This is a genomic window from Gracilibacillus salinarum, from assembly GCF_022919575.1.
GTDB classification, from domain to species: domain Bacteria; phylum Bacillota; class Bacilli; order Bacillales; family Amphibacillaceae; genus Gracilibacillus; species Gracilibacillus salinarum.
Genome location: NZ_CP095071.1, coordinates 1,869,498 through 1,888,436, shown reverse-complemented (window position 1 = coordinate 1,888,436; position 18,939 = coordinate 1,869,498). Strand labels below are relative to the sequence as shown.

The 18,939-nt window shown below is 40.4% G+C and carries 17 protein-coding genes and 1 pseudogene; 15 read left to right on the top strand and 3 right to left on the bottom strand.

The annotated features are described in order from the left end of the window. Positions 1-14: 14 nt before the first annotated feature. The 13 genes and pseudogenes from MUN87_RS08835 (at position 15) to MUN87_RS08775 (ending at position 13,223) form a co-directional block, all read left to right on the top strand. The gene (locus tag MUN87_RS08835; RefSeq protein ID WP_244747381.1) at positions 15-1,505 is read left to right on the top strand and encodes an aldehyde dehydrogenase family protein; all 1,491 of its coding nucleotides are present in this window, start codon (positions 15-17) and stop codon (positions 1,503-1,505) included. A gap of 35 nt (positions 1,506-1,540) precedes the next feature. After that, the gene (locus MUN87_RS08830; protein ID WP_244747380.1) at positions 1,541-2,503 is read left to right on the top strand and encodes a 2-hydroxyacid dehydrogenase; all 963 of its coding nucleotides are present in this window, start codon (positions 1,541-1,543) and stop codon (positions 2,501-2,503) included. A 133-nt stretch (positions 2,504-2,636) separates the two neighbouring features. Next, a complete protein-coding gene (locus MUN87_RS08825) occupies positions 2,637-3,332 on the top strand; it encodes an RraA family protein (protein WP_244747378.1) in 696 nt (231 codons plus the stop codon). Positions 3,333-3,372: 40 nt separating this feature from the next. Continuing rightward, positions 3,373-4,221: an NAD(P)-dependent oxidoreductase gene (locus tag MUN87_RS08820; RefSeq protein ID WP_244747377.1), complete on the top strand. Its 849-nt coding sequence runs from the start codon at positions 3,373-3,375 to the stop codon at positions 4,219-4,221. 62 nt (positions 4,222-4,283) lie between these two features. After that, complete coding sequence (locus tag MUN87_RS08815; protein WP_244747375.1) at positions 4,284-5,597, top strand: ABC transporter substrate-binding protein; 1,314 nt, start codon at positions 4,284-4,286, stop codon at positions 5,595-5,597. 179 nt (positions 5,598-5,776) lie between these two features. Next, positions 5,777-6,667, top strand: coding sequence for a carbohydrate ABC transporter permease (locus MUN87_RS08810; RefSeq protein WP_244747374.1), 891 nt, complete (start codon positions 5,777-5,779; stop codon positions 6,665-6,667). Between the two features lie 12 nt (positions 6,668-6,679). After that, positions 6,680-7,564 (top strand): carbohydrate ABC transporter permease, encoded by an 885-nt coding sequence (locus tag MUN87_RS08805; protein ID WP_244747372.1) that lies wholly within the window; start codon positions 6,680-6,682, stop codon positions 7,562-7,564. A 101-nt stretch (positions 7,565-7,665) separates the two neighbouring features. Next, complete coding sequence (locus MUN87_RS08800) at positions 7,666-8,676, top strand: LacI family DNA-binding transcriptional regulator (RefSeq protein ID WP_244747371.1); 1,011 nt, start codon at positions 7,666-7,668, stop codon at positions 8,674-8,676. Between the two features lie 30 nt (positions 8,677-8,706). Continuing rightward, positions 8,707-9,156, top strand: coding sequence for an RpiB/LacA/LacB family sugar-phosphate isomerase (locus MUN87_RS08795; RefSeq protein ID WP_244747369.1), 450 nt, complete (start codon positions 8,707-8,709; stop codon positions 9,154-9,156). A gap of 751 nt (positions 9,157-9,907) precedes the next feature. Next, entirely contained in the window at positions 9,908-10,951 is a 1,044-nt protein-coding gene (locus tag MUN87_RS08790) for a replication protein (RefSeq protein ID WP_244747367.1), read from the top strand. Between the two features lie 31 nt (positions 10,952-10,982). Beyond that, positions 10,983-12,116 (top strand): annotated as a pseudogene (gene nagA, locus MUN87_RS08785) (N-acetylglucosamine-6-phosphate deacetylase); the annotation flags it as partial. A gap of 350 nt (positions 12,117-12,466) precedes the next feature. Next, a complete protein-coding gene (locus tag MUN87_RS08780; RefSeq protein WP_244747364.1) occupies positions 12,467-12,580 on the top strand; it encodes a putative holin-like toxin in 114 nt (37 codons plus the stop codon). 253 nt (positions 12,581-12,833) lie between these two features. Next, entirely contained in the window at positions 12,834-13,223 is a 390-nt protein-coding gene (locus MUN87_RS08775) for a DnaD domain-containing protein (RefSeq protein ID WP_255840648.1), read from the top strand. Positions 13,224-13,300: 77 nt separating this feature from the next. Here MUN87_RS08775 and MUN87_RS08770 read toward each other — a convergent pair whose 3' ends face one another. Next, positions 13,301-13,795: an SRPBCC domain-containing protein gene (locus MUN87_RS08770; RefSeq protein ID WP_244747362.1), complete on the bottom strand. Its 495-nt coding sequence runs from the start codon at positions 13,793-13,795 to the stop codon at positions 13,301-13,303. 316 nt (positions 13,796-14,111) lie between these two features. Here MUN87_RS08770 and MUN87_RS08765 point away from each other — a divergent pair, with 316 nt between their 5' ends. Next, positions 14,112-15,074 (top strand): iron-hydroxamate ABC transporter substrate-binding protein, encoded by a 963-nt coding sequence (locus MUN87_RS08765; RefSeq protein WP_244747360.1) that lies wholly within the window; start codon positions 14,112-14,114, stop codon positions 15,072-15,074. A gap of 265 nt (positions 15,075-15,339) precedes the next feature. Here the strand turns inward: MUN87_RS08765 and MUN87_RS08760 are convergent, their stop codons facing one another. Then, positions 15,340-16,527: an MFS transporter gene (locus MUN87_RS08760; RefSeq protein WP_244747358.1), complete on the bottom strand. Its 1,188-nt coding sequence runs from the start codon at positions 16,525-16,527 to the stop codon at positions 15,340-15,342. A 252-nt stretch (positions 16,528-16,779) separates the two neighbouring features. On the opposite strand from MUN87_RS08760, the gene MUN87_RS08755 reads away from it, so the two are divergent. After that, positions 16,780-16,989 (top strand): hypothetical protein, encoded by a 210-nt coding sequence (locus tag MUN87_RS08755; RefSeq protein WP_244747357.1) that lies wholly within the window; start codon positions 16,780-16,782, stop codon positions 16,987-16,989. 378 nt (positions 16,990-17,367) lie between these two features. Here the strand turns inward: MUN87_RS08755 and MUN87_RS08750 are convergent, their stop codons facing one another. Beyond that, positions 17,368-18,579 carry a YeeE/YedE family protein gene (locus tag MUN87_RS08750; protein ID WP_244747929.1) on the bottom strand — a complete coding sequence of 404 codons (1,212 nt, stop codon included), beginning with the start codon at positions 18,577-18,579 and terminating at the stop codon, positions 17,368-17,370. Positions 18,580-18,939 lie beyond the last annotated feature (360 nt).

The following is an 18,939-nucleotide window of genomic DNA, read 5'->3' as shown; positions in this document are numbered from 1 at the left end:
GAGGGATGTGTGTCATGACCATTGGAGAAAAAATGCAACACTTCTTAGATCATCTGAAGCCTCGTATATACGGAAATTATATTAATGGCCAGTGGGTGTCTGGTGCAAGTAACGAAGCCTATACCCTATACAATGCTGCCAATACGGAGCAAGCTTTGGCCAGTTTTCCTAAATCGTCACAGGAAGATGTCAACCAAGCGGTGGCGGCTGCCAAGGATGCGTTTGAAGCCTGGTCGGCAGTGCCTGCTCCTGATCGTGGAGCGATTTTATATAAAGTGGCGGATCTTTTGGAAGAACATTTGCATGAATTAGCTTTTATTGTATCTGCAGAGCAAGGAAAGGTGTTAAGTGAATCATTGGGGGAAGTAGCAAGAGCGGTGAAGGAGGCGCGTTTCTGTGCAGGAGAAGCGTTCAGGATGGAAGGAAAAACACTCCCGGCTGAACGTGAAAATGTCTCGAACGCCACTTACAGAAAACCGATCGGTGTGATCGCAGCGATTGCTCCTTGGAATTTCCCTATGGTGACCCCAATTCGTAAGATTGCACCTGCATTAGCGTATGGTTGCACAGTTGTGTATAAGCCTGCAACAGCAACCCCATGGACATCTGCCAGATTGATGGAATTGCTGACAGAAGCCGGTGTGCCAGATGGTGTAGTAAACTTGATTGTTGGCAGTGGATCTGCTGTTGGTGATCCATTAGTTGCTCACCCGGATGTTAAAGGAATCAGTTTTACCGGCTCTACTGATTTAGGAAAGCGAATTAATCAAATAGCTTCTGGGAGATTTGCCAAGACACAACTCGAATTAGGCGGAAAAAACCCTGCTATCGTATTAGATTATGCGGATGTAAATCAGGTAGCTTCCCAAATCATCAGTGCTGCCTGTAATTGCAGCGGACAACGTTGTACTTCCATCAGTCGGGTGATTGTGTTACGTGACAAGAAAGAAGAGCTCGTCCATGCGTTGATTGATGCATTAGAAGATATAACGATTGGTCCGGCCTGGGATGACAAGGCGGATATGGGTCCACTCATCAACAGAGGACATTTGGACAGTGTGCAGGACTACATTGCGATCGGTGTGCAGGAAGGTGCCAAGCTTAGATACGGTGGAGCGTTATTAGAATCTGGACAGTATAAGCAAGGTGCATATATGAAGCCGGCCCTTCTGGATCATGTAAGTCCTTCTATGACGATAGCTAAGGAAGAAATATTTGGTCCCGTTCTAACGGTAACAGAAGTAGACAGTGTGGAAGAGGCATTAGCAGTTGCGAATGATGTAGATTACGGGTTGGCTGCATCTATCTTTACCGAGCAACTTTCCGTAGCTCATCAATTAGCTGACAAAGTGGAATCAGGAATGGTCCATATCAATCATGGAACAGCAAGCGCGGCACATTTACCATTCGGAGGTACCAAGCGTTCAGGCTTTGGCGCATTTTCGATCGGCAGTTCTAATATCGAATTTTTTACAGAATTAAAATCCGTGTATGTGGCGTACTGAAGCATATCCTCGTTATCAGTAAAGGGGAGCTCTGTGTGAAACCAAAAATATATGTGACGAGAAAATTAGAAGATCGTATCATAGCAAAGCTGGAAAAATACTGTGAAGTGTCCATGTGGGATAAAGAAGATATTCCTGTCCCGAGAGAGGTATTAATGGCAGAAGTACCTAAGGTAGATGGGCTCTATTGTCTGCTCACGGAAACGATTGATCAAGAAATCATCAGGTTGGCACCACGTTTGAAAGTGATCAGTAATATGGCTGTGGGTTATAACAATATTGATCTGACAGCTGCTAGGGAACGTAACATTGTGGTCACCAATACTCCTGATATATTGACAGAAACAACAGCGGATCTCACCTTTGCCTTGTTAATGGCTACAGCCCGCCGGATCGTCGAAGCTGTTGATTATATAAAGAATAACCAATGGCAGACGTGGTCCCCGATGCAATTAACAGGAAGAGATGTATATGGCGCTACGTTAGGAATTATCGGAATGGGGCGGATTGGATCAGCTTTAGCAAGAAGGGCTAACGGATTCGCGATGAATGTCGTGTACCATAATCGCAATCGTTCCCCAAAAGAGGAGCAGGAATTAGGCGTTCAATATCTAGAATGGGAAGAACTGTTCAAAACTTCAGATTATATATGCGTGATGGTGCCATATAGCGAAGAAACGAAAAACCTGATTGCGGAAAAAGAATTTCAACTAATGAAAGAAACGAGTATGTTGATTAATACATCAAGAGGTGGAATTGTGAACGAAGATGCACTCTACCACGCTTTAACTAACCAACAAATATGGGCAGCCGGGCTTGATGTTTTTGAACAGGAACCGATTGATAATACTAATCGATTTGTGTCATTACCGAATGTGACTACCTTACCCCATATTGGCAGTGCAAGTATGGCAACACGATTAAAAATGGAGGAAGTCGCTGCAGAGAATCTGATAAGGGTACTGCAAGGCAGGTCTCCTTTGTACAGCGTAATCTGAATTTTGCTGAGTCAGTTTGGATAACGATTTCCAATGGATACGTATCCAGACACGAAAGGCAGCCCACCTGTTTTGTTAGAAATAGCTGTTTTGGAAAACGATATTATCGATAAAAAAAGGAGCGATTAAGCAGATGAGTAAAATTAACCGAGAAGAAATATTAGAGTTGTACAAAGATTTACGTGTAACGGACGTACGCGACGGGATGGACTGGGTGGGACTGCATGGTTATGGCACGGTGGACCACAGTATCCGTCCATTATTCCGGACAAAAGTGGTAGGTATTGCAAGAACCGCGCGTTATTTACCATTCGAAGGACCTGTCCCGAACGTAACAGGGGATGAATATACCAAGTGGGCGAAATGGTATTACGGTGAGGTCTGTACGGATGAGTGGGCACAAGATATCGAAGCTGGAGATTTCATAGTCATGGATATCGCCGGGGCAGATGTAGGCATACTCGGTTCTAATAATACCTTGGATCACCTTCATAAAGGCGTAGTCGGCTACTTAACTAATGGTGGAGGGATTCGTGATACGGACGAAGTGATTATGCAGAAGATTCCAGTCTGGTCTAAGTTTATCTCACAAGGAATGGATCAGACGAGAATTCGCTATTATGAGAAAGATATTCCCGTCGCGATTGGCGGTGTAGCTGTTTACCCGAATGATGTGATCGTAGCAGATGGCGATGGAGTCGTGGTCGTGCCTAGTAAATACGCCAAGGACGTTGCGAAATATGCGCATCAGGAATTAGCAGGCGATAAAGCAGGACGCAGGAAATTATATGAGAAGCTAGGCTGGGAACTAGACGATACCGTTCAATAACGATTCTATTAAACTTGTATTTTAAAGTGGGGGAATAAGCATGAAGAAGATAGGCTTTATCGGATTAGGAGCTATGGGATTACCAATGGCACAAAATATATTAAAACAAGGGTTTCAGCTGCATGTGGCACAACATCGAAACCCAGACCCTGTAACAGTTCTCGAAAATCAAGGGGCGCAGGTTCATGCTAGTTTAGCAGACGTGATTCGAAATAGTGATGTTGTTATTTCGATTCTGCCGACAGACCAGGAGCTGAATGACGTATTACTTTCAGAAGAAATAATGGAGTCCTTTCACCAAGAGGCAATTTTAATAGAAATGACCTCTGGGTCGCCTGATGCTATTAAAAGACTGCATAAGGTCTATAACAACAAAGGGATTCGTGTATTAGATGCTCCGGTTAGTGGTGGAACGCCTGGTGCAGAGAGTGGAACATTAACAGTCATGCTGGGGGGTGAACAATCCACGCTAGATGAAGTAGAAGATGTAATCAATGCAATGGCGAAGAATGTCTATTCCGTTGGCGATGTGGGCGCAGGTAATGCTGTGAAAGCAATCAATCAAATGCTTGCAGGTATTCATATGATTGCCACATCGGAAGCGGTCCGTTTAGCGAATGAATTGAACGTAGATACCGGTGTGCTGAAAGAAGTTATTGGTAACAGTTCTGGCCAGTCATGGATGTTAATGAATAAACTCGATGCAATTGTGCAGGAACAATTTGAGCCTGGATTCAAGTTGAAACTGATGAAGAAAGACGTGCAAATAGCAGTAAATGAAGCAAGAACCAGCGCATTACCGATAGCATCATTAGCATTAGAATTATATCAGTCAGCTCAAAAAGAATATGGTGAATCAGATTTCGCAGCAATTAGTAAAAAGCACTGATATCTAGGGTTACCGCGTTTTACAACTGATGGCTATTACGGAAAAAAAGGGGAGATTAAATAATGAAGAGAAGTTTATTGTTGTTCACAATGATAACGCTTGCCTTTTTGTTACTGTTAGGTTGTTCGAGTAATGAAGATGACTCCAATAACGAAAGCTCTGATGGTGGATCTGAAGAGCAAATTGAGATTAGTTTTTCCTGGTGGGGAGATACCGGGCGTCATGAGAAATACAATGAAATCATTGACTTATTTGAAGAAGCCCATCCAACTATTAAAGTGGATAGACAATTTGGAGGCTGGGGAGATTACTGGGACCGGTTAACGACACAGGTCTCTGGCGGTAATGCTCCTGATGTGGTCAGTATGCACCAATTCTATGTCTCAGATTATGCAAGAAGAGGTGCGTTGCATGTCTTGAATGACAAGGTAGAAAGCGGGGAACTGGATTTATCAGACTATCCAGAGGCTGCTCTGGATAGTGGCAAGGTTGGCGATGATATTGTCATGGTAGCCAAGGGGATTACAATGCCTGGCTTTGTATATAATACAGCAGTCTTTGATGAACTTGGCGTTGATTATCCTCAATCGGATTGGACGTGGGATGACTTTGTCGATAAAGCATATGAAATTAAAGAAGCGATAGGTGAAGATGGCTGGGCAATAGAGGATGGAAGTGGTGGACAATTACAGCCATTATTCCGTTACTTTGCACGTCAGCATGGTCAGGATCTTTTTACAGAGGAAGGAAAATTAGGTTTTGAAGAGCAAGTGCTAACCGATTGGTGGACGATGTGGGATCAGATGAGACAGGATGGCGTAATTCCTGATGCCGCTACCAGCAATGAATATGACGGATTACCGTTAGAGGCGAATATGTTCGCAACGAAGAAAGTAGCATTACTTGGATTACCAGCAAATCAAATGTATTTATATGAAGAACAAATGGCTGAAGGTGAAATAAATATTGTCCGTGATCCACATATTGATGGTGGTCCAAATGGTGAATATATAGAAGGAGCTTACCTCAGCATTACCGAAGCTTCTCCTCATAAAGAGGCTGCAGCAGAATTCATTGAGTTTTTTGTAAGTAATGAGGAAGCGGTGAAAATATTCAAAACAGAACAAGGTCCTCCTGCAGGTACAGAGGCTTCCAATACCGTAATCGAAGAACTTACACCTCCTGAGAAACGAGCGGTGGAATATATACAAACGACTGTAGACCTGTCAGAGCCTGCTCCTTATGCGCCAGAAGGGGTAAATGAACTCGAAACATTGTTCTCTGACAACGCTGAAGCAATTGCTTTCGGACAAAAGTCAGTAGAACAGGCAGTAGCAGATTTCATGAATGAGGCCAAAAGTATACTGGGCGAATAACGTTGATTGGATAGGTTAAATGTGGTGAAAGATCAGATTCAATTAAGTCCAAAGTATAGTTGATATCTTAATTGAATCTGATTATTTTGCAAGCTGGGAAGATAAGAAGTTAGGAGATCAACGTAGAGACAAAATAGCGTGGACCATGTTTAAGAATCTATGGATAAGGAGTATCCACTATGGGGAAATTTAAATTATTCTGGAAAAATAACGGAATTGGTTATCTGTTCTTAACTCCTTGGCTAATAGGGATTTTGACATTAACGGCAATACCAATGGGAGCATCCCTTTATTTTTCATTTACTAGTTATGATATGTTCAATGCGCCTACCTGGGTTGGCCTTGATAATTATCTGTCGCTTTTCTCAGATGCAAAGTGGCTGCAAAGCGTAAAAGTAACGCTCATCTATGTATTGTTAGGTGTCCCTTTTCAACTGGCATTTGCCTTATTTATCGCAGTCATATTAAATAAGGGGATTGGCGGTTTGCGAGTGTATCGTGCAGTCTACTATGTTCCGTCCTTATTTGGAGGAAGCGTGGCGATTGCGATTCTATGGCGTCAAATATTTGGCGGAAATGGCTTAGTTAATAATATCCTTGGCAAGTTCGGATTTGAGGGGATTAACTGGATATCGACACCTGACACTGCCCTGTACACGTTAATTATACTGATGATTTGGCAATTTGGCGCATCTATGGTGATATTTTTAGCAGGCCTGAAGCAAGTACCTGTAGAACTCTATGAGTCTGCGAAGATAGATGGCGCAGGATCATTAAAGCAATTCTTTCAGATCACACTTCCATTAATTACGCCGGTCGTTTTTTTTAACTTAGTGATGGGGATTATCGGAGCTTTTCAAGCATTCACGCCAGCATATATTGTCAGTGGTGGAACAGGTGGACCACTAAATTCAACCTTATTCTATACACTATATCTTTATCAGAAAGGGTTCACACAGTTTGCAATGGGATATGCTTCAGCGATGGCCTGGATTTTGCTAATTGTAATTGCCTTTGCAACGGCAATCGTTTTTGCAACGTCGAAAAAGTGGGTATATTACCAAGGTTAGAGGTGATGATAAATGGAAACAAGTTCCAAAGAAATGGTCAAAACAAATAGTCGATCCAAACAGAAACGAGAGATAAAGAAGCTTGCTATTCATAGTTTTGTAATCGCCTTAGGCATTGTGATGCTTTACCCTTTGATCTGGATGGTAAGCAGTTCGTTTAAACAGCCGGCAGAGATTTTTAATTCGGTGTCTTTTTTTCCTTCGGATTGGACGCTGGAAAATTACACACAGGGGTGGGCTGGCGTATCGGGATATACATTCGGACTGTTTTTTGGCAACACACTTCTGATTGTCGTCTTAGCGATCATTGGGAATGTAATAGCTTGTTCAATGGCAGCCTATGCATTTGCCAAATTAGACTTTAAGTTTAAACCGATATTTTTTACACTAATGCTAATGACGCTGATGCTACCATTTCATGTCACAGTTATTCCACAGTATATCATGTTTAATTATTTAGACTGGATCAATACGTATTATCCGCTGATCTTACCGAAATTCTTTGCGGTGGAAGGATTCTTTGTCTTTCTTATGGTGCAGTTTATCAGGGGGATACCGAATGAACTGGTCCAGGCTGCCGAGATTGATGGCTGCGGAAGAATTAAGACGTATTGGTATCTCATTCTGCCATTATCGGTTCCCGCCCTTGTAACGACGATGATTTTTACTTTTATATGGACGTGGAATGATTTTTTTGGTCAGTTACTATATATTAGTGATTTGAAATTATATACAGTGGCACTAGGATTAAGAATGTTCTTGGATTCAGCTGGTGAAAGTGCCTGGGGACCAATGTTTGCTATGTCGACATTATCATTAATACCTTTGTTTGGTGTGTTTATATTCTTCCAAAAGTATTTAATTGAAGGAATCACTACTGGTGGATTGAAGGGATAATTTAGAATAAATGTATTTATTATGATATGATACATCTATAAATGCATAATATTGGGAAATGAAGGATAGACATATTATAAACGTGGAAAATGGTGATAGCTATGAAAGTAACAATAGCTGATGTTGCTGAAAAAGCCGGAGTATCCAAGACAACTGTATCAAGAATTCTAAATGGTAATCATGATCATAATACTCCTGAAACGATACAAACCGTATTAAGAGTTGTAGAAGAATTAGAGTACCGCCCGAATGCATTAGCAAAAGGATTAAAATCTATGAAAACAAATGTGATTGGTATTGTGTTATCGAATTTTCGCAATGAATTCTGGTTTAATGTACTAGAGGGCGTAGAAGATACCTGCAAAGATCAGGGATACAATTTAATGATATGCAACTCTGATGGAGATCCAAAGCTTGAAGAACAATATATAAGAGAATTCCAAATGAGACAAGTTGATGGAATAGTCATTAATCCAACTGTCAGAAATCAGCGCTTATATGAGAAGCTAATGGAAGACAAGTATCCGATGGTCGTCATTAATCGAAAAATACCTGGCCTTCATGCAAACAACGTAGTGGTAGATAATATTAAGGGCGGTTATCTGGCAGTTGACCATTTATTGGATAACGGTCGTAAACATATACTCGCGATTACGTATAAGAATGAGAATATTAGCACGTGGCAGGAAAGAATTAAAGGCTATCAGGATGCGCTTATTTCTCATGGATTAACGGAAAGTTCTATCTATATTTTAGAGATTACCAGTCTTAAAAAAGCTCCAAAGCAAATCAAGAAATATTTAGAAGAAAATCCGATGATAGATGCGGTATTTTCCACGAATAATATGTTAACCCTTGAATTAATAGAAGCATTAAAAAAGATGAACAAAAACGTACCAGCTGATATTGGTATTGTAAGCTATGATGACACAATTTGGGCTAAACATATTAACCCTCCTTTAACTACTATTAAGCAGCCTTCCTATGATATAGGAAAAGAAGCAGCAAAACTACTCATAAATGAAATCAGATCGAAAGAAGTTCCAACGATAAAAAACATTATTTTTCAACCAGAATTGGTAGTAAGAGAGTCGTCTGAAGAAATAGAATGATAACATCATTTACAGGCAGGTGACCTAGAGATGAAAATGGTAATAGGCAGCGATCACTGTGGTTTTCCTTTAAAGAAACAGATGATCCCGTTTTTAGAACGTTTAGGATGTGAGCTAGTTGATTTGGGATGCTATTCAGCAGAAAAAGTAGATTTTCCTGATATCGTCAAACGTGTAGGAGAAAAAATAGTGGATAAAGATTGTGAGAGAGGCATTGTCTTTTGTGGCACTGGTATCGGAGCAGCGATAGCAGGTAACAAGATTAAAGGAATTCGCGCTGCTGTATGTCATGATACGTACTCAGCACATCAATCGGTGGAGCACGACAATGTAAATCTAATGTGTCTGGGCGGAAAGATTATATCTGAGTGGTTAGCAGAAGATTTAATCCGATCATTTATTGAGGCAGAATTTAGTGCTGATGAGGATTTTAGAAGAAGAGTAGCTAAGCTGGAAGAGATGGATGATTCGGGTTTATGAGAAAAACGAGGTGTTCTACTATTGCGTTCTCTATGCAGAAAAGAAAATAGAGAGCGCAATAGTTGTTTTTATGATTAATGGAGTGGTATTGGTCGTGGGGGGGAGGCAGTGAGTTGCTGGTGTGGTTGGTGATGTGGTAGTGAACGAAAGTGTGCGTAATTCGATCATAAGTGATGGGAAGAGGAAGTGTAGTGAACGAAAGAGTGCTCTATTCGACCATAAGCGATGAAAAGAAGAAGTGTAATGAACGAAAGCAACTCTATTTCAAACTGAACGTTACGGAAGTCGGTTCCCATTGCAGATTAAAGTGATGAATGAGCCAAAAGAGAGGGAATGACCTTCTTCACCAAAGTGTATAGCCCCTCTACTAGTATAATCAAATGAGAAGCGATTAAAGTGTCTAACTTTTGAAAAGCAGATTGGCTATATCCCGCCAATAGCCCTCTATCGTTAAGAAGTGTTGGTCCTCCTCGGTAACTGCCGTTAAAAATTTGTGAGTTCCTTCCGTGTATAATTTCCTCATGTATGAAAAAAATTCACCTTTTACATAATTTATACCGGTATGTGATCAAAGGTGTAACAAAATCGTTTTTTCTCTAGAGAAAATCCTTTTTTCGTAATAGAAAATCTATTTTTGTTAAGCGTTCAAGTACATATCGGTAGATGCATAATCTCCTTTCCATGGTTATCATGAAAGCACAGAGGCGCGTGTATTGCTTTAAGCCGATGCAATGAGGAGAGGGGAATAACAATGACAAATCCAGAAATGGAAAAAGGGTACATTAGAATTGCGAATGTTTTATGGAATGAACTATTACGCAGAGATTTTACCAAGAGGCAGATGAACCTGATTCTGTTGATCTGGCGATTATCGTACGGAACGGGACAGAAGGATTGCGTGATACCGAATTATACGGTCTTCGAGTTAATCGGAATGTATAAACAAGATGTGAAGAAGGAGCTTACTTTCTTACAAGATTGTGCTGTGCTGGATTGGGATCGCCAAACAATGGTGTTTTGTATTAATAAGAACTATCGGCATTGGCAAATCACACCGAATAAGAAGTGGGAAAATGAGGGGTATAATCAGTTGATGCACAAAAATTTAATCAGAAAGAAAGAGCAGAATCAAAAACTCCCAGCCAATACCTCACGCAGTAGCAAAAATGTTAAAGTAAGTAAATTACTGACGAAACGAAGAAAAGCGGTAAGTAAATCACTTACTTTCAAGTTAGTAAAACACTTACCGGTTAAAGGCGCAAAGTCAGCTGTAATAAGGGATTCAGCTTCCCTAAAGACAGGTTTAAAGACAGTAAAGAGTAAAGACATAAAAGAATGTAATAGTAATAGTAGTGACGTCGACTTTCAAAAATTGATGAAATTTTACCGTGAGAATTTGCAGAAAGGAATCAGTGAATCACCTTTTAATTATGAACTGTTGACTCAATGGTATGGAGAATATGGTTATGAGTTGTTATCCAAAGCAATGGAGCTTGCTGCCAAAGCAGAGGCAAAAGGAGTGAAATATTTAGAAAGTGTGCTGTTGAATTGGTCTAAGATGGGCGTGAAAACAGTAGAGGATGCCAGACTATTGGAGAAACAAAGAAAAGCAAGACAAAGAAGGCCAGCTAATCAGACAAATGGGTCAACAGCTAAACGGGATATAGTACCGGATTGGTATGTGAAGCAGAAGAGTCAGCCGGTGAAACAAAAGACGGAGACGGAGGAGGAGAAGAGGAAGAGAGCGGCTGAGGCGGATCGGATGTTGGAGGAGTATTTGAAGGGGGAGCGGTAGGGATACGTTTTTTAACAGTCTCTTAAAAGGCGATGTGATTACTGACAATCGGATTATGAAGGATTGTTTTGTTGAAATAAGGGGAGACGAAATAACTTGGATTGGAAACGAGAAGAAAAATCTGGATCATGCCTTATATGAAGTAAAGGATGGTTTTATTTGTCCAGGTTTAACAGATGTTCACATACATGGTGTGAACGGTTTTGATTTTATGGACAATCAAGAAGCATTTACTGACATTGCAAACAGTCTTCCAAGCTATGGTGTAACCTCTTTTCTGGCAACTTCAAGAACAGCTGCAGAGAAAGATGTGGAGCAATTTCTCAGGCGTGTAAAGATACATCAGAATAGTCCTTCAGGCGGAGCTAATTGCCTCGGCGCTCATTTGGAAGGGCCGTGGATAAGCCCTGCTTATAGTGGAGTCCAAAGCAAGTCCTATATAAGGGAGTTAACTTGGAATGATGTCGATACGATTATCAATCCTTATTTAAAAAATATCTCTGTTATTACATTGGCACCTGAGGAAGTGGAAAAGCACGCTATCTTGAATTATCTTCAATCAAACGGCATACATATATCAGCTGGACATACGAACGCATCATTGGAAGAAATAGGGGGAGCCATTGATTCTGGTTTGACACAAATAACGCATACATTCAATGCGATGAGCCCTGTGCATCATAGAACTCCAGGTACAGCTGCAGCTTCTTTGTATTATGATGACATAACATGCGAAATTATTGCAGATGGTATTCATGTAAATCCCAGTATGATTGAGCTTTTGTATAAGGTGAAAGGCCAGGAGAAAATGATCTTGATATCTGATTGTACTGGATATAATGACTTAGCGGATGGAGAATACTTTTTTCGGGGAAAGAACTTAGTAAAGGCTGGCAATAAGGTAACGTTGAAAAGTGGTCAGCTGGCAGGCAGTGCAATTACGTTGGACAAAGGATTGAAGTATATCGTAGAACAGTGTCATATTCCATTGGAACAAGCTGTTTATATGGCAACACAGGGACCATTGAATGCAATAGGGCAAGGAGAAACGAGAGGGAGGATTGCTGCAGGGTATAAAGCAGACATCATGATTTTAAACAGTGACTTAATGGTTGAGAGGACCATTGTTAATGGGAAGAAAGTATACTCTCGGGACGCTTGTTGATTGAAATTCGGAAAGGGTGTTTAGGTATATGTTTAATAGAGTTTTTACACGGCGCTAACCGTCCGTAATCCCCCCACTGATTGAAGTCTCACTTTATATGAAGGATTAGTTTAGTAGGCACTAGATTAATTTTTTGATTCTGGAATACCAATCTGTCATTTCGCTTTGTTGTATAATACGAGAGGCAGTTTTGTCCTTGCTTTGAATGCGAGGTACTAAGCAATGAAGTGTGATGAATTTTTTCATATTTTAATAGTTTGTTTTGCATCTTATTGTTATAATTAAATTATAGTAACTACATAGAGCGAATAGGCGGTTGACACTCCCTAAAAAGAAAGGGGGTGTTTAATATGGTGACATATGAAGCAATGAGCATGCTTTTTCAATTCGGCATATTTTTAGCTACGTTCCTAGCAACTATAGTAGCAATTATTGCATTAGTCACCAATAGAAAAAAGAAGTAATCGTCTGTCGCTCCACCAAAGAGTCAGATGATTACTTCTTTTAGCATACTTCAACCTCTAGTTGGTCAGCCGCTCTTCATGCGGCATGTAGTTACTGACACCGAGTGGTAACAGCCACTCGGTTTTCTTATATTGTATTATAATGTTATTTAATAAATGAGTCAAATTATTGTATTATGCTTTATATCTTTTATCACGGCGCTAACTGTCCGTAATATCTCCACTTCAAGATTCAAGAGATAACTAAAAAGGAATCAGTGAATCACCATTTAACTATGAACTGTTAACTCAGTGGTATGAAGAGTATGGTTATGAGTTGTTATCCAAAGCAATGGAGCTTGCTGCCAAAGCAGAGGCAAAAGGGGTGAAATATTTAGAAAGTGTGCTGTTGAATTGGTCTAGGATGGCCGTGAAAACAGTAGAGGATGCCAGTCCATTGGAGCAACAAAGAAAGGCAAGACAGAGAAAGCCAGCCAATCAGACAAATTGGTCGACAGCTAAACGGGATATAGTACCGGATTGGTATATGAAGCAGAAGAGTCAGCCGGTGAAACAAAAGACGGAGACGGAGGAGGAGAAGAGGAGGAAAGCGGCTGAGGCGGATCGGATGTTGGAGGAGTATCTGAAGAAGGGGGAGGAGTAGATTTAGAAGTATCGGCTATATTCTTAATTCAAAATAAAAAGAACAGGAATCAACCTATTTTTTCGTAATAGTACGATTTAATCTATTGTGAGAGCAGCTGTTTCATCACTAGAGGATTTACTTGCCTGTTCACTTACATAATCGATAAATTTCTGAAACTGATCATCGTATACATACTTAAAGGACCACTTCATCAGATTAGTTATAAATTTATAATAAGAATTAGCTGGTATTAACGTTACTTCTACTGTAAACACGGTACCCCCATCGTATTCAGTAAGGGTATATTCCGTCTTGCTTAGACCTTCTTTTGTCTTTGATGATACGGCTACATGATGTGGTGGGTTAAAGGTGGTATAGGTAGCAGGCAGGGTATAGATTTTTTTACCTAATTTTTGTCTGGTGATATAGGTTGATCCTTCTGCTAAATCTTCTTCTTTTCCATCGAAGATATTCTCTATAATCTGGTCATTCCATTGCAGTACATGTTCATCTTGATTTAAGCAATCAGATACAAGTTGGATGTCAGCTAGTATCACAGCTTGAAAGTAGTAACATTTGATTTCCTTCATGTCTTTTTCTTTTCTCCTGTCAGGTTAATTTTTACTTATATACAACCTTTGATTCTGGTATATCTAATGAAGAAAACAGGATGTCAAAGGAATCCCAGCTGCTATATTTACTAGTTGTCTAAAATCCTGTGCATATAAGTAAATAAATTTTATCACTTGTTGGATTGTTTTACCATATACAAATCAATCATTTGTAACAATTTTGCACTAAAAAAGTATATTGACAACCCTGATGAATAGGCGTAATATAAATAATATTGATAATCATTATCAATAACTATCATTTAACCTGTACATATTAAGGAGAGGGAATAACTTGAAGAAAGTACTTATCGCATTTTTATTTGTAACAGCGCTTTTATTAGCGGCTTGTGGGAACGCAGAGGATTCCTCAGGATCAGATGAGGCATCTGCTTCTGAATCAGATGCGCAAGAAACAAGCAATGAAGAGGAAGAAGCATCTTCATCTGAAACGTTCACATATGAATCGGAAGAAGGTCCTATTGAACTGCCTAGTAATCCACAACGTATCGTAGCATTATCTTATGCACCGAATGTGCTTGCATTGGGTGGAAATGTCGTTGGTGTAGATGAATGGACATTTAACAATCCGATCATGGCAGATAAATTAGAAGGTATTGAAGCTGTAACGGAAGAAAGCTTAGAGAAAATCATTGAATTAGAACCAGACTTAATCATCGTAGGTTCCTGGTTGAAAAATATTGATAAATTGAAAGAAATTGCACCAACCGTTTCTTTCACTTACGGTAAGCTAAGTTACTTAGAGCAGCACGAAGAAATCGGAAAAGTCCTTAACAAAGAACAAGAAGCAAAAGATTGGGTAGAAGATTTCAAAGCCCGCGCAACAGAAACTGGTGAAGAGATTAAAGCCAAGATCGGAGAAGATGCGACCGTTTCTGTTCTTGAAAATGATGTGAAACAAATGGCTGTATTCGGTGACAACTGGGGTCGTGGAACAGAGTTATTGTACCAGGAGATGGAGTTGAACATGCCTGAGAAGGTCAAAGAGAAAGCATTGGCAGACGGGTATTACTCCTTGTCACTAGAAGTGATCTCGGACTTTGCGGGAGATTATATTGTCTTAAGTAAGAACCCTGACGGCGATACTGCATTCCTTGAGACGGAAACGTGGAAAAACATCCCGGCCGTTCAGAACGGGAATGTGTTGGAGCTAAATACACATGTGATTGCAGATAGTGATCCGATTACGTTGGAATACTTGTTGGAGCAATTTAGTACGTTCTTTTTGGGAGAATAAATGAGTGCATTTGCGGAAAAAAGGAAAGTGCCCTCTCAAGAAGACTAATTGAGCTGATTTTAATAACTTCTATCAAAACATTCACTGACCATGTAAATGGAAGGTGGATGTTTTTTTATAGTTGTCTATCCAACCATAATTGGCTGGACCAGCTTCCATTGTATCCTGGCAGGCTTTATTGGGGAAAACAGTTGGAATGGGGGCATAGGTCCAATTAAAAAGCAGAGGGTTCTGATAGAAGAACCCTCAACTAATTTTCACTGTGTTAGACGCTGGTCTGTTGTTGCATTCTTTTATCCCTGACCAGCAATGATAGATACAATACTATCGATGTCATAATCGAAACGGAAGATGTGATGTAAATGTAATGATAGCCGAATGCAGATGCAATAAAGCCAAAGCCAATCGCGCCGACACCTACCCCCAAATCGAAGAAGGAGAAGAACGTTGCATTTGCCATGCCTTTACGATTATCAGGTGCCTGGTTCACTGCCCATGCCTGAAGTGCAGGCTGTACGGTACCGAAACCTAATCCATATAATGCAGCAGCTAAGTACAGAACGAACGAATTCGGCAGCCAAGCTAATAATACCATTGCCGTAAAGATGGCAACCGTCCCAGGCAAGAAGACGACGATATGCCCTTTGCGATCATACAATTGGCCCGCATACGTCCGGGTAATCATCAACGAAATCGCAAATACAAAGAAGTAGATCTCGATCCCTGCTATCCCTTCCTGCTCTGTATATAATGGCAGGAAAGATGCAATGCCGCCAAAAGCTGTTGTTATGAAAAATAGTAAGAGCGATGGACGTAATGCTTTTTTCTCCAATACGTCAAATCGTGGGGCGACGGTTTTCTTGGCATTCGGATCGACGGGCTTGTACGTAATTTGGCTGGATAAAATGAACGCCACTAATCCCAGCGCCGAACAAATTAAGAACAGCATTGTAAATGAAATATAGCCGTATAACGTAAGACCTAATGCCGGTCCAAAGGCAAGCGCTAAATTACCTGAAAGCCCGAAATATCCCATCCCTTCACCACGTCTGCTCTTCGGGATTAAATCGGTCGCAATCGTTCCGGTAGCCGTGGTGGAAAAGCCCCATCCTAATCCTTGTACACAACGCATGATGAACAGAAAGATCATACTGGTAATAAAAGCAAAAGATCCAATCGATATTACAAAAATGCCAAGCCCGATCATATAGACAAACTGTCGTCCCTTAGACTCCAATGCATGTCCGGCAGTGGGACGTAATAATAATGCTGAAAACGTAAAAATACCTGTAATAATTCCAATTAACTCATCACTGCCACCTAATTGTTGGACAAATAACGGTATCGTCGGTAATGTCATTTGAAAGCCTAAAAATATAAAAAAATTTGCCAAACAAATGAGGGCAAAATCCTTCGTCCAAATCTTTTCCTTTTTTATAGCTGCTTCATCCACAAACAGAACCCCTTTATTTCGATAGTCGAAATATAATTATACCGTATTAGTATTCACTCTGATAATAATATGCATTTTTATATGCTGCTTATTAGGGGATATGCCTCTCGCTTGTCATAGTTATACTAATTACGATCCGTGTTTCTGTACCAATTATGAATCATAGTCTAATCTATCTTGTTGTAGTCGCGGATGTTCTTTTCATAAGGTCTCAGAGGGGATGCTGGGAATTACTGCTGGGGGACGAGACAAATGCTGAGTTTTACGGACAAAACCGGGGAGGAGAAGAAAGGAATTGTCCGATTGAAGAGCCCAAACGGACAAAATGGAGAAAGAGAAGTGGTCAATTGTCCGTTAGAAGAGCTCAAACGGACAAAACGAAGAAAGGGAAGTGGTCAATTGTCCGTTAGAAGAGCTCAAACGTACAAAATGGAGAAAGAAAAGCGGTCAATTGTCCGTTAGAAGAGCTCAAACGGACAAAATGAGGAAAGGGAGGCGGTCAATTGTCCGTTAGAAGAGCTCAAACGGACAAAATGGAGAAAGAGAAGTGGTCAATTGTCCGTTAGAAGAGCTCAAACGGACAAAATGAAGAAAGGAAAGTGGTCAATTGTCCGTTAGAAGCTCAAACGGACAAAATGTGAGAAGAAATGCAATCAACTGTCCGGTAGAAAGAATTTTCTCCACTCCAGTACCAGGATTGAACTATTATGCGTCATCCTCTTCCATAAAAATTCGTTGACATCGAGATGGGCGTATGCTCATTTTTTTATTAGAGCAAGGGGAGTATCCATTGATTCCAAATAAAAAAGCAGGTACCACCGATGTGATACCTACTTCTCTTTAACAAAATGAATCTTTAGGTTTTGGAACAGATAGTCCAAACATGGGCCGCAGATAAAGTGCGACAAACGTTCCTGCTAACGCTAGAATTCCCCAAATGTAACCGTGAAGGCTGAAGGAAGAAATGCCACCGAAATATGCACCGATGTTACAGCCAAAGGCTAATCGCGCTCCATATCCCATCAGCAATCCACCGATGATGGACGCCAGAACATTTTTCACATTTAATCGGGTAAACTTGAAAAGTCCTCCCGCGGCAGAAGCTAAAAATGCACCAAGAATCACACCAAAGTTCAATACAGTAGTTGAATCAGCAAATATTGATGCTTCTAATGCTTGAGCATTCGCTCCTTGCCAGAACCCCCAACTTGCAGGATCCATACCGAAGAATTGTGCAACTTTTGATCCCCATAATGCGAAGGCAGAAGTAATACCCCATGGCGCTCCACGAGTCATTAGCGTTAATGCATTTAATACAGCCAGAGCAATGGCTGCGGCAAATAACGGCCATGAACCACGGAAAATACGTTTCCAGCCAGCAGTAGTTGGTAATGCAGCCATTTTTGGAGCTTTTCTTTTTCTTTCCACTACTAATGTGATCCATGCAATCAAGCCAAATAACAAGATCGATACGAACCATGCACCACCATAACCAAGACCTGTAGATGTAGCTAATGAAACAGGTTCAAAAGATGGCAGGTCCTGCGTCCAGAATGAAAAGTGGGCAGCTCCAATTGTAGCTCCTACAATAAAGAATAATAGTGTAATTAACATGACAGTACGTCCGCCACCAACAGCATAAAGTGTACCAGATGCACACCCGCCGCCTAACTGCATACCTACACCAAACATAAAAGCACCAACTAGTAGACTAATTCCTATTGGCGATACATAACCTGACACACCAGTTCCAAAGAATGACACACCAAATGCTAGAATCGGAGCAAATAGTGTTACTGCTACTGCTAACATCAGCATGTGAGCCCTTAAGGCTTGTCCGTTCCCTACAGATGCAAATCGGCGAAATGCGGAGGTAAAGCCAAATCGAGCATGGAATAATGTATATCCAAGTAATAATCCTATTACTAATAATAATGACTGAGAGATATCTTGCGTTACCATTAAATAGATAAGCAATACGAACCCAACAATAAGCGCACCGATAATTAGTGGCGTCTGTGGAGCATTTAACTCTTTGTGTTGTGTTGCCAACTGATCGGTTTGCTGAGCAGTTCGATTCTTTGCGGTTGTTTCCACTCAAAACACCCTTTCCCTATTAATTTTATCGGAATAATACTTTTTAATAGTAAAGATAGATGGTGATAATGTCAACCTTATTGTTCGAGGTAAATACGGAGAGTAAGCTTAGGACATTATCTATGGCAAAATAGAATGACACTTATTTAGTACAAAATTAATATCATTTGTTGTCATACACGGTAATAATGCCTCTTATCAGTAAGCTAGTAATCTTTATGTACTTAGAAAAAATACTTTAATGATACAAAAGAGAAAGTCATAATTTAGTATGTTAAGAAAACTTCCTAGCATTATTTAAAAAAAATGAACACA